The sequence below is a fragment of the Massilia sp. YIM B02443 genome, from assembly GCF_030411955.1.
Lineage (GTDB): Bacteria > Pseudomonadota > Gammaproteobacteria > Burkholderiales > Burkholderiaceae_D > Telluria.
The window spans coordinates 198437-209717 of sequence record NZ_JASNRA010000009.1; the positions used below are offsets into that span (position 1 = coordinate 198437).

Consider the following 11281-nt stretch of genomic DNA (forward strand, 5'->3'; position numbering starts at 1 on the left):
TTTACACTTGAGCTCGAGGCGTTCGTCTCACCGACCGCGGCTTGTTTATATTTGGCAACAACATTTCAGCAAAAACATGTGCGTCAACTACCGTCCCCCGACCCCGGAACAATTCAACGGCCGCATCGGCGCCTTCAGCGAGCTGCCGCGCGACTGGCACTGGCCGGAAGAGACCTGGAAGGACTACGTGGCGCCGATCCTGCGCGCCGCCCCCGGCATGCGCGCCCAGGCGGCGCTGGCCAGCTACGGCATGACCCCGCGCCGCCACATTCCGCCCGGCGTCAAGCCGTTCGACACCATGAATGCGCGCGCCGAGTCGCTCGGCGAGCGGCGCTCGTTCTCGCCATTCTGGCGCCGCCTGCAATTGTGCGCGGTGCCGATGCAACACTTCTACGAGCCGTGCTACGAGAGCGGGCGCGCGGTGCGCCACGCAATCGGGATGGCCGACGATGCGCCGTTCTGGGTGGCCGGGCTGTGGCGCGAATGGCAGGAAGCGGACGGCTCGATTGCGACCGCGTTCACCCAGATCACCATCAACGCCGACACCCATCCGCTGATGCGGCGCATGCACAAGCCGGGCGACGAGAAGCGCACGCTGGTGGTGCTGCCGGAGGACGAAGTGCGCTCGTGGCTGGCTTGCGATGACCTGCAGGTGGCGCGCAGTTTTTTGCGGCACTATCCGACCGAGTTGATGAAGGACTGGGCCGCGCCGAAGGCGGCGACGGCGCGGGTGCCGCAGCCGCAATCGCCGCCGCTGCCGGTGAACGGCGAGTTGTTCTGAGGAGGTGCGGCCTGGCGCGGGCCGCCGGAGCCAATGCTAGATGTAGCGCCGCTCGAAACGGCTGCCAAGACGCGTCAGCACTTCGTAGCCGATGGTGCCGGCCTGCGCCGCCACGTCGTCCACCGTCTGCTGCGCGCACAACAGGTCCACGGTATCGCCCGGCGCCAGGCGGCCTTCGGGCAGGGCGCTGACGTCGAGCGTGACGCTGTCCATCGACACCGTGCCCACGAACGGCACGGCGACGCCGTCGACCCAGGCATACGAGATGCCGCTCAGCGCGCGCAGCCAGCCGTCGGCGTAGCCGATGCCGATGGTGGCGATGCGGCGCGGGCCGGGCGCGACGTAGCGCGCGCCGTAGCCGACGATGTCGCCGGCGCCGATGGTGCGCAGCTGCACCACGCGCGCACTCAGGGACACCGCCTGGCGCAAGGGGTTCGGCGACCCGGGCTGCGGATTGATGCCGTACAGCGCGGCGCCAGGGCGCAGCAGGTCGAAGCGGTAGCCGTCGCCCAGGAACACCGCCGACGAATTGGCCAGGCTGGCCGGCACGCCGGGGAAGTGGGCGCGCGCCGCCTCGAAATTCAGGCGCTGGCGTTCGTTGACCGGATGCTGCGCTTCGTCGGCGCAGGCCAGGTGGCTCATCACCAGCCGCAGGTCGATGCCCGCCAGCCAGTGCGGATCGGCCGCCAGGCGCGCCAGGTCGGCCGGGGCCAGGCCCATGCGCGACATGCCGGTGTCGACCTGGATCGCGGCCGGCAGCGCGCGGCCCAGCGTGCGCGCCAGCGCGCGCCATTCGGCGATCTGGCCCGGGTCGTTCAGCACCGGAATCAGATCGTGGTCGACGCAGGCGGCGGCGTGGCCCGGCATCGGGCCATGCAGCACGTAGATGGTCGCTGCCGGCGGCACCAGGGTGCGCAGGCGGATGCCTTCGTCCAGGTGGGCGGTGAAGAACGCCGTGCAGCCTTCGGCCACCAGCGCCGCCGCCACTTGCGCCATGCCGAGGCCATAGGCGTCGGCCTTCAGCACGCCGGCGCACACCGCGCCGGCGCCAGTCGCACGCAGCAGGCGGTAGTTGGCGCGCACCGCCTCCAGGTCGATCGTCAGGATCGCCCCGGCGCGGGTGCTCGCGACGCTGCAGGAATCGTTGGTCGAACTATCGCGCATCATCGGCCGCCTCAGGCGCGCGCAGGATCGGCGGCTTGCGCCGCGGCGGCGCCGGGCGTGCCGGCGTAGCGGAACACGGCCAGGTCGTCGGCCCGGATCGCCGGCGCCTTGCCGCTCACCAGGTCGGCGATCACGCTGGCCGAGCCGGCCGCCATGGTCCAGCCCAGGGTGCCGTGGCCAGTGTTCAGGAACAGGTTGCGCAGCGGGGTGGCGCCGACCACCGGGGTGCTGTCCGGCGTCATCGGGCGCAGGCCGGTCCAGAAGCTGGCCTGGCGCGTATCGCCGGCGCCCGGGAACAGGTCGTTGACCACCAGTTCCAGCGTCTCGCGCCGGCGCGGGTTCAGTTTCAGGTTGTAGCCCGAGATCTCGGCCATGCCGCCGACGCGGATGCGGTTGTCGAAGCGGGTTACCGCGATCTTGTAGCTCTCGTCGAGGATGGTCGATACCGGGGCGCGGGCGGCGTCGTGGATCGGCACCGTCAGCGAATAGCCCTTGAGCGGGTAGACCGGCACCGGGAACCAGCGCTGCAGCAGCAGGCGCGAATAGCTGCCGAGCGCCAGCACGTAGCGGTCGGCCGTGAATTCGCCCTTGTCGGTGACCACGCCGGCGATGTCGCTGCCGGCTTCCTTCAGGTAGCGGACCGTCGTATCGAAGCTGAACTGTACGCCGAGCTCGCGCGCCATCGCGGTGAGGCGGGTGGTGAACAGCTGGCAGTCGCCGGTCTCGTCGTTCGGCAGGCGCAGGCCGCCCACCAGGCCGGCGTTCGCGCCCAGCGCCGGCTCGGCGCCGGCCAGCTGGCTGCCGCTCAGGAGTTCATACTCGACGCCGGCCTGGCGCAGCACCTCGATGTCCTTGGCGGCGCCGTCGAACTGCTGCTGGGTGCGGAACACCTGCAGCGTGCCTTGCTGGCGACCTTCGTAGGCGATGCCGGTATCGCGCCGCAGCGCGCGCATGCAGTCGCGGCTGTATTCGGCCAGGCGCACCATGCGTTCCTTGTTGACGGCGTAGCGTGCGGCGTCGCAGTTGCGGAACATCTCCCACATCCACTGCAACTGGAACAGTGTGCCGTCGGGCTGGATGGCGAGCGGCGCGTGGCGCTGGAACAGCCATTTGGCGGCCTTCAGCGGCACGCCGGGCGCGGCCCAGGGCGAGGCGTAGCCGGGCGAGATCTGGCCGGCGTTGGCGAAGCTGGTCTCGAGGGCGGGCCCGGGCTGGCGGTCGATGACGGTGACCTCATGGCCGGCCTGCGCCAGATAATACGCGGTGGTGACGCCCACCACGCCGCTGCCCAGAACGATGACGCGCATAGCTTCCTCGAAAATAAGTCGGAATCAGTAAAGGTTGCCATATTAACGGCAGCAGGGCGATAATTGTTTCTGTTAATACGGTGATTTTCGGGATTATTTTTTGGAGTGAACGCATGCGCGTGCAAAAGGCATCGAACCGCACCCTGGACCGGATCGACCTGCACATCCTGTCGGTGTTGCAGGAGGATGCCAGGATCGTGATGAAGGACCTGGCCGAGCAGGTCGGACTCTCGCTCACGCCCTGCATCGAGCGGGTCAAGCGCATGGAGCGCGACGGCGTGATCCAGGGCTACCACGCGCGCATCAACCCGCTATCGGTGGGGATGCAGGTGCTGGTGTTCGTCGAGATCACCCTCAACAACAAGTCGGACGCCGCCTTCGAGCGCTTCCGGCGCGCGATCCTGTCGATCCCCGAGGTGATGGAGTGCCACCTGGTGTCGGGCGACTTCGACTACATGATCAAGGCGCGCATCCCGGAGATGCAGGAATACCGGCGCCTGCTGGGCGAGATCCTGCACGTGGCCGATGGCGGGCAGTCGAAGAGCTATGTGGTGATGGAGGAGTTGAAGGAGACGCTGGCCTTGTCGATCGGGCGCTAGGCTTCGGCCGGCCCCAAAATTCCGGCCGCCGCCGGGCGCGACCGTATAATCGCGTTTTCACCTGCGGACCCCCAGTACCCCTATGCGCCAAGACGCCGGCCCGGCCCTCTCGCTGCGCCATCTGCTGATCCTGCTGACCGCGATCGGCCTGCTGCCGCTGGCGCTGCTGGGCGCATGGACCATCCACGGCGCCGCGCGCTACCTCGAGCAGGAGCAGGAGCGCCTGATGATCGGCCACGCACGCGCGCTGTCCAGCGCGGTCGATGCGGAACTGGACAGCACCGTGGCCGCCCTCAGCGGCATCGCCAAGAGCCCGGCCCTCGCGAGCGGCGACCTGCGCGCCTTCCACGAGACCGCGCGCCGCCTGGCGCGGCCCGACTGGCTGGGCGTGATCCTGAGCGACGCCGACGGCCATCCGATCTTCCGCACCATGGCGCCGTACGGCGCGCCGCCGGCGCGCACCGCCGATCCGGACAGCCTGCGGCAGGCGCGCGAGCAGCGCCGTCCGGTGGCCGGACGCGTGGCGCGCGGGCAGGGCGGACGGCCGGCGGTGCCGGTGCGCATCCCGGTGAATGGTCCCGACGGCCAGCCCTGGGTGCTCACCGCCGCGCTGCAGCCGGACCGCTTCCTGGAGGTGATCGCGCGCCAGGAGATCCCGCCCGATTCCGTGATCGGGGTGCTCGACGGCGCCGGCAATATGGTGGCGCGCTCGCGCGACCAGGAACGCACCGTGGCCGGCGCACCCAGCCCCTCGCTGGCGGCGCTGATGCGCGCCTCGGGCCCGGAAAGCGTCGGCGCCACCCGCGCACTCGAGGGCGACACCCTGGTCAGCGCCTACACCACCTCGCCGCGCTACGGCTGGGTGGTGGCGGTCGGCGCGCCCAGCGCCGGCTTCGGGGTCGGCCTGTTCCAGCGCTACGCGGTGTACCTGGCCGGCGCCGCGCTGTCGCTCGGCTTGTGCTTCGCCATCGCGTCCTGGCTGTCGGAGCGCATCGTGCGCCGCATCCGCGGCGTGCAGGCCGGCGCCGAAGCGCTCGGTAGCGGCGCAGGCGTGCGCGTGGCGCCGTCGCGCATCAAGGAGATCCGCCAGATGGGCCAGGCGCTGGAAGCGGCCGCCGCGCGCCGTGCCGCGCACGAAGAGGAGCGCTCGCGTCTATTGGCTTCGCTGGAGGAAGCGCTGGGCGCGGCGCGCCACGCGGCCGAGGCCAAGGACGCCTTCCTCGCCATGCTCGGCCACGAGCTGCGCAATCCCCTCAGTCCGATCCTGACCTCGCTCGACCTGATGGACCTGCGCGCCGAACCGGGCAGCCAGCGCGAGCGCGCCGTGATGCGGCGCCAGGTGACCCACCTGCGGCGCCTGGTGGACGACCTGCTCGACGTGTCGCGCATCGCCTCCGGCAAGCTGGCGATCGACCCGCGTCCACTCAACCTGGCCGACACCGTGCGCCATGCGGCGGCGGCGCGCGCCGGCGAACCGGTGAGCGTCGAAGCGCCGCCGGCGGTCTGGGTGGCGGGCGACGAGACGCGGCTGGGCCAGGTGCTGGGCAACCTGCTGTCGAACGCGGCGCGCTTCGGCAGCACCGACACCCGCATCGTGCTCGCGGTGGCGGACGGGCAGGCGCGCATCACGGTCTCCGACAACGGCGCCGGCATGGCGCCGGAACTGCTGGCGCGCGTGTTCGAGCCGTTCTACCAGGCGCCGCAGCCGCTGGCGCGCCGCACCGGCGGCCTGGGACTGGGGCTGGCGATCGTGCGCGAGATCGTCACGCTGCACGGCGGGCGGGTGGCCGCCTTCAGCGACGGGCCGGGTTGTGGAAGCTGCTTCGAAGTGATGCTGCCGCTGGGCGCCGCCGCCGATGCCAGCGCGCCGGGTGTGACATTGGATGTGCAGCAGGCGCAGTCGATCCTTCTGGTCGACGATAACGAGGACGCGGCCGGCGCCACCGCGCTGCTGCTGCGCGAACTGGGACACCGGGTGCGCGTGGCGCACGATGCGGCCGAGGCGCGCGCGCTGGCGCTGGTGGAACCGGCGGCGGTGGCGATCCTCGACATCGGCCTGCCCGATATGGACGGCTACGCGCTGGCCGGGGTCCTGCGCGAGGACATGGGGCGCGCGGACAGCGCCGGCCCGCTGCGCCTGGTAGCCCTGACCGGCTACGGCCAGCAGGCCGACGTGGCGCGCGCGCTGGCGGCCGGCTTCGACGTCCACCTGACCAAGCCGGCGACGCTGGACGCGCTGCGGCGGGCGCTGGCGCCGCCGGGCGGCTGACGGCGCACCAATCGTCCGCCGGTTGCCGCCTGCGGCTGCCACAATATGGCCGTGTTCATCACGGGAGCCGCCATGCCACGCACCGCACGCAAACAGCCGCTGCCGCTCGACCAGGTGCGGCGCTACCTGGAGCCGGGGCCGGTGGTGCTGGTCTCGTCCTGCCACGCGGGCGAACGCGACGTCATGGTGATGGGCTGGCACACGATCATGGAATTCAGCCCGTCGCTGATCGGCTGCGTGATCGCCTCAGGCAACCATAGCCACCGCCTGGTCCGCGCCAGCCGCGAATGCGTGATCAACCTGCCCACCAGCGACCAGATCGAGGCGGTGCTGGGCGTCGGCTCCACCACCGGCGCCGAGATCGACAAGTTCGAAGCGTTCGGCCTGACGCCGGAACAGAGCAGCTGCGTCGGCGCGCCTTCGATCCGCGAATGCCACGCCCAGTTCGAATGCCGGCTGCACGACGACAGCATGGTCGGCCGCTACGATTTCTTCATCTGGGAAGTGGTGGCGGCGCGGGTGCAGGCAAGGCCGCGCCATCCGGAGACGCTGCATTACAAGGGCGACGGCGTGTTCATGGTGTCGGGCGAGGTGATCCGGCGCCGGCGGCAGGGCCTGAAGTAGCCGTCCGTCCGATCCGGGCGGCGGATTGTAGCGACCTCAGTGCGGCCGGGCGCGCGACCCGGGAGGCTGCAGCAGGCGCGGCACGCGCGGGCGCAGGCGCGCCACTGGCGCGCGCGGCGCCACCGCCAGCACCAGGTCGGTGCTCAGGCGGTGCAGCGACAGCAGGTCGTGCAGCGCTTCCACCAGTTGCCGCCCGAGCGCGATGTCGCCATCCTCGACCAGCGGCATGGCGCGGTGCAGGGCGGCCAGGATGGTGGCGTTCTCGGCGCGGTGTTCGTGCAGCAGTGCGTAGTCGACCGTTTCCATCACCAGTTCCTCGTGCCGGAATCCAGCTTCCACCGCCGTCACCAGGCCAGGGAAGGCCTGAGCGAAACAGTCGTCCGGGGTGCAGTCGGCGTCGGCGCAGTCGGCCAGGCGTGCGCACAGGTGGCGCCGGGCATGCCGGATCGCGGCGCCCAGGGCGCCGGCGCCGGATTCGGGGAAGCGGCGGAAGGTCATCGGCGGAGTCACTTTCTGGACAGTGGATAGATGGAGGGGATTCAGTGTGCAATCAGTGTGCGATCAGTGTGCGATCAGTGTGCAATCAGCAGCGGCGCCGGCGCATGGTCGAGCATCTCGCGCGTGACGCCGCCCAGGATCCATTCGCGGTAGCGGCTGTGGCCGAACGCGCCGGTGACCAGCAGGCCCGCGTGGCAGTCGCGCGCCATGTCCATCAGCGCCTCGGCTTCCGGCGCCCGTGTGCGCTCGACGTCGACGTCGACCCGCACGCCATGGCGCGCCAGGTGCAGCGCCATGTCGGCGCCCGGCTGGTCGCCGTGCAGGCCGGGCTGGTCGTCGGGATTGATCACCGCCAGCCTGACGCTGCCGGCCGCGCGCAGCAGCGGCAGGGCGGCGTCGATGGCGCGCTGGGCCGGCACGCCGCCGTCCCAGCCGACCAGCACGTTGGCGGCCAGCGGCTGGCCGCGGTAGCCGGCCGGCACCACCAGTACCGGACGCACGCCGTGCAGCGCCAGGTATTGCGGCAGGCCGCGCAGCGCGCCGCGCAGTGCGCCTTCTTCCAGGCCGGGCTTGGCCGCGCCGTCGCCGTCGTCCTGGCTCAGCACCACCAGGTCGGCGTAGCGCGACTGCAGCAGCAGGCCGTCGCGGGTGCTGTCCTCGACCAGGCGGGTCTCGGGCGCCTGCAGACCGAGCCGGGCGGCCTGGTCGACGAAGCCGTCGAGCAGGGCGGCAGCCTCAATGCGCAGGTCCTGGAATTCGCGGTTCGACACCGGCATCGCCATCGAACCGTTCAGCACCGCGTAGCTGGCCATCGACATGCCGGTGGCGGCGCTGCCGACCACGTGGCCGCCGTGCGCGTCGGCCAGCAGCGCGGCGGCGAGCAGCCGGCTTTGCTGGCGCGCACTGCCGTCGACGTGGACGAGGATGGTCTTGTACATGGTGGCATCTCCGCTCGGGGTGGCTTGCCGGGTTGGCCCGCAACAGGCGGACCGGTCGCATGGCGATCCACTATACGCCGCGCCATCGGCGGCGTCAGACGAGCGTTTGATCTCAATCAACTCACGATCGAATAATCCCGAAGACTGGGGGGCTGCTCATTGCCACAGGACCGCCGCCAGCACCAGCACCAGGCCCGCCAGCGATACCAGCCACACCAGCGAACGCACCATCGGGATGCCGGCCGCGTACAGCGGCACGTAGACGATGCGCGCCACCAGGTACAGCCAGCAGCCCCACAGCGTCAGGTCGCCTTCGCTGCCCGAGACGTGGGCGATCAGGACCGCCGCCGCGAACAGCGGCAGCGTCTCGAACAGGTTGGCCTGGGCCCGCTGCAGGCGCGCCGTCACCGGCCGCGGCGGCGGAGCGCCGCCGTCGCGCGGCCCCGCGTTGTACTTGACGCCGGTTTCCTGGGTGCGCAGGCTCGATGCCAGCAGGATCTGAATTAGGGCCAGCACGAGGGTCCAGCCGAGAAGCGTGAGTTCTGTCGTCATTTGTTCTTTCTGTTGGTTTATATCGCGTGTGGTTCGGAAGCAGGCGCCGGCCGCGTTTGCGGGGCCGGGCCCGGCTTGTCGAACACAGTGTCGCGCTTTCGCCAAAGCATGCGCGCACCGCTGACGTGCGACAAACGCGCACCGGCGCCGCCTTCTAGTCTGGGTGGACACACGTGCCCACGCCCAGCCATGTCCAGCGATCCCGCCGCCACCGAGCAAGCCGGGCCGAATCCGGCCGGTGAGCCCATGCCTGCGCCCATGCCTGCGTCCATGCCCGCAACCGTGGCCGGCAGCGAGCCCGGCCGGCCGCGCGTCAGCGTCATCATGCCCACCTTCGAGCAGGCCGCCTTCATCGGCCGCGCGCTCGACAGCCTGCAGGCGCAGACGCTGGCCGAGTGGGAAGCGGTCGTCGTCGACGACGGCTCCGCCGACGAGACCGCCGCAGCGCTGGCGCCATGGCTGCACGATCCGCGCATCCGCTGCCTGCGCCTGGCCCGCAACGGCGGCCTGGGCCGCGCGCTGAACACCGGCCTGGACGCCGCCCACGCGCCGCTGCTGGCCTATCTGCCGAGCGACGACGTGTTCTACCGTGGACACCTGGAAGAACTGGCGGCCTTGCTCGACGCAACGCCCGGCGCCGTGCTGGCACACGCCGGCGTGCGCCATCACTACAACCGCCACGCCGCAGGCGCCATCCCCGGCAGCTGCCTGCAACTGGTGCAATGCATGCACCGCCGCATCGGCCTGCGCTGGACCGAGCGCGCCGAGCTCGAAAGCGACGACCTCGACCGCCTGTTCTGGACGCGGCTGCGCGCGCTGGGCGGCGTCGCCGCGAGCGGGCGCGTCAGCTGCGAATGGGTCGACCATCCGGCCCAGCGTCACAAGCTGATGCGCGAGCCGGGCGGCGGCATCAATCCGTTTCGCCAGCACTACCGGGTCGCCACGCCACTGCGCTTTCACTCCACCACCGGCAACGCGATCGACGAACTGACCCAGTACGCCCACCTGCGCGGCATGCCGCCGCGTGCGCCGCCGGCCGCGCCGGGCCCGGATGCCGGCCCGGGGCCAGGGCATGGACAGCGCAGCCTGCGCATCGTGCTGGCCGGCGAACTGGCCTACAACGCCGACCGGGTGCTGGCGCTGGAAGCGCTGGGCCACCGCCTGTACGGCCTGTGGATGCGCGAACCGGGCTGGTACAACACGGTCGGTCCGCTGCCGTTCGGCCACGTCGAGGACTTGCCGCACGACGACTGGCGGTCGGCGCTGGCCCGCATCGAGCCCGACCTGATCTACGCCCAGCTCAACTGGCAGGCGGTGCCGTTCGCGCATGAGGTGATGCGTGCCGCGCGGGGCATCTCCAGCGGCCTCCAACGCGCAAAGCCGGGCGGCAAGCCGGAAGGCATCCCCTTCGTCTGGCACTTCAAGGAAGGCCCGTTCATCTGCATGGAAAAGGGCAGCTGGCCGCTGGCGGCGGCGCTGTGCCGCGAGGCGGACGGCTGCATCTGGAGCACGCCCGAGCTGCGCGACTGGTTCGCCACATCGGTGCCGGGTGCACGCGCCGGGCCGCAGCACGTACTCGACGGCGACCTGCCGCGCCGCGAATGGTTCGCGCGCACCCGCGCGCCGCAGCTGGCATCGCGCAGCGGCGCCGTGCATACGGTGGTGCCGGGGCGGCCGATCGGCCTGCATCCGCCGATGGTGGCCGAGCTGGCGCGCCACGACGTACACCTGCATTTCTATGGCGACTTCAGCCATGGCCTGTGGCGCGACTGGATCGCCACCACGCGCGCCCTGGCGCCGGCGCACCTGCACCTGCATGCGCACGTCGGCCCCGAGCGCTGGGTCGAGGAATTCTCGCGCTACGACGCCGGCTGGCTGCACGTGTTCGAGAGCCGCAACGGCGGCGAGATCCGGCGCGCCGACTGGGACGACCTGAACTATCCGGCGCGACTGGCGACCCTGGCCGCCGCCGGCCTGCCGCTGATCCAGCGCGCCAATCCCGGCGCCATCGTCGCCACCCGGACCCTGAGCGCGGCGCTCGGCATCGGCCTGTTCTTCGACACCATCGACGACCTGGCGCGCCAGCTGCGCGACCGCCCGCGCATGGCCGCGCTGCGCAGCCGCGCCTGGGACGCGCGCCTGCGCTTCTGCTTCGACGAACACGTCCCGGCGCTGATGAATTTCTTCCGCGACGTCATCGCCCGCAAGCAAGCAGCCCACCACTCATCGCCGCCGTCCAGCTGACACCTTCGAGCGGCAACCCACCGCGCCACGTTCATCCGTCAGCCGGCACGCTTGGCCGCTCCGCCGCCAAAGCGTTCCACCAGCGCATCCATCCGCTGCGCCCATCACGGCACGAGCCATCCTCTCTCTATCGATCCCAGACGCAGGGTCAGTGCCGAAAAGTGGACACGGACTGAACAGTTGACGGCGAGCCTGTGGCGAGAAATGGTCAAATCACACCATGGCATGAACGTCCAATGTTCAGCTCGTGTCCACTTTTCGGCACTGAGGTAGTCCGGGTTTCTCGGACATCTAATTAAGCACAC

The 11281-nt window shown here is 70.7% G+C and carries 10 protein-coding genes; 5 read left to right on the forward strand and 5 right to left on the reverse strand.

All coding sequences use genetic code 11. From position 1 onward, the window contains the following. The first annotated feature begins 76 nt into the window (after window positions 1-76). Window positions 77-781: an SOS response-associated peptidase family protein gene (locus tag QPK27_RS11905; RefSeq protein WP_290418447.1), complete on the forward strand. Its 705-nt coding sequence runs from the start codon at window positions 77-79 to the stop codon at window positions 779-781. A gap of 36 nt (window positions 782-817) precedes the next feature. On the opposite strand, the gene alr is transcribed toward QPK27_RS11905, so the two are convergent. Both alr and QPK27_RS11915 read right to left on the reverse strand, forming a co-directional pair. Next, entirely contained in the window at window positions 818-1948 is a 1131-nt protein-coding gene (gene alr, locus QPK27_RS11910) for an alanine racemase (protein ID WP_290418448.1), read from the reverse strand. Between the two features lie 8 nt (window positions 1949-1956). After that, window positions 1957-3252: a D-amino acid dehydrogenase gene (locus QPK27_RS11915; RefSeq protein WP_290418449.1), complete on the reverse strand. Its 1296-nt coding sequence runs from the start codon at window positions 3250-3252 to the stop codon at window positions 1957-1959. 113 nt (window positions 3253-3365) lie between these two features. Between QPK27_RS11915 and QPK27_RS11920 the strand changes: the two genes are divergently transcribed. The 3 genes from QPK27_RS11920 (at window position 3366) to QPK27_RS11930 (ending at window position 6744) form a co-directional block, all read left to right on the forward strand. Beyond that, on the forward strand, window positions 3366-3851 hold the full coding sequence (locus QPK27_RS11920) for an Lrp/AsnC ligand binding domain-containing protein (protein ID WP_290418450.1): 486 nt from the start codon (window positions 3366-3368) through the stop codon (window positions 3849-3851). Window positions 3852-3933: 82 nt separating this feature from the next. Further along, a complete protein-coding gene (locus tag QPK27_RS11925; RefSeq protein ID WP_290418451.1) occupies window positions 3934-6120 on the forward strand; it encodes an ATP-binding protein in 2187 nt (728 codons plus the stop codon). Between the two features lie 72 nt (window positions 6121-6192). Continuing rightward, window positions 6193-6744 (forward strand): flavin reductase family protein, encoded by a 552-nt coding sequence (locus QPK27_RS11930; RefSeq protein WP_290418452.1) that lies wholly within the window; start codon window positions 6193-6195, stop codon window positions 6742-6744. Window positions 6745-6780: 36 nt separating this feature from the next. On the opposite strand, the gene QPK27_RS11935 is transcribed toward QPK27_RS11930, so the two are convergent. The 3 genes from QPK27_RS11935 to QPK27_RS11945 all read right to left on the reverse strand — a co-directional run bounded on the left by QPK27_RS11935 (window position 6781) and on the right by QPK27_RS11945 (window position 8732). Further along, the gene (locus QPK27_RS11935; protein ID WP_290418453.1) at window positions 6781-7242 is read right to left on the reverse strand and encodes a bacteriohemerythrin; all 462 of its coding nucleotides are present in this window, start codon (window positions 7240-7242) and stop codon (window positions 6781-6783) included. Window positions 7243-7316: 74 nt separating this feature from the next. After that, on the reverse strand, window positions 7317-8180 hold the full coding sequence (locus QPK27_RS11940) for a universal stress protein (protein ID WP_290418454.1): 864 nt from the start codon (window positions 8178-8180) through the stop codon (window positions 7317-7319). Between the two features lie 156 nt (window positions 8181-8336). Further along, window positions 8337-8732, reverse strand: a complete 396-nt coding sequence (locus tag QPK27_RS11945) for an MAPEG family protein (protein ID WP_290418455.1) — start codon at window positions 8730-8732, stop codon at window positions 8337-8339. Between the two features lie 270 nt (window positions 8733-9002). On the opposite strand from QPK27_RS11945, the gene QPK27_RS11950 reads away from it, so the two are divergent. Continuing rightward, a complete protein-coding gene (locus QPK27_RS11950; protein WP_290418456.1) occupies window positions 9003-10976 on the forward strand; it encodes a glycosyltransferase family 2 protein in 1974 nt (657 codons plus the stop codon). Window positions 10977-11281 lie beyond the last annotated feature (305 nt).

Bases quoted from the DNA above. Each gene is read 5' to 3' on its own strand.
- QPK27_RS11905 (WP_290418447.1), top strand. From the start codon at position 77: ATGTGCGTCAACTACCGTCCCCCGACCCCGGAACAATTCAACGGCCGC.
- alr (WP_290418448.1), bottom strand. From the start codon at position 1,948: ATGATGCGCGATAGTTCGACCAACGATTCCTGCAGCGTCGCGAGCACC.
- QPK27_RS11915 (WP_290418449.1), bottom strand. From the start codon at position 3,252: ATGCGCGTCATCGTTCTGGGCAGCGGCGTGGTGGGCGTCACCACCGCG.
- QPK27_RS11920 (WP_290418450.1), top strand. From the start codon at position 3,366: ATGCGCGTGCAAAAGGCATCGAACCGCACCCTGGACCGGATCGACCTG.
- QPK27_RS11925 (WP_290418451.1), top strand. From the start codon at position 3,934: ATGCGCCAAGACGCCGGCCCGGCCCTCTCGCTGCGCCATCTGCTGATC.
- QPK27_RS11930 (WP_290418452.1), top strand. From the start codon at position 6,193: ATGCCACGCACCGCACGCAAACAGCCGCTGCCGCTCGACCAGGTGCGG.
- QPK27_RS11935 (WP_290418453.1), bottom strand. From the start codon at position 7,242: ATGACCTTCCGCCGCTTCCCCGAATCCGGCGCCGGCGCCCTGGGCGCC.
- QPK27_RS11940 (WP_290418454.1), bottom strand. From the start codon at position 8,180: ATGTACAAGACCATCCTCGTCCACGTCGACGGCAGTGCGCGCCAGCAA.
- QPK27_RS11945 (WP_290418455.1), bottom strand. From the start codon at position 8,732: ATGACGACAGAACTCACGCTTCTCGGCTGGACCCTCGTGCTGGCCCTA.
- QPK27_RS11950 (WP_290418456.1), top strand. From the start codon at position 9,003: ATGCCCGCAACCGTGGCCGGCAGCGAGCCCGGCCGGCCGCGCGTCAGC.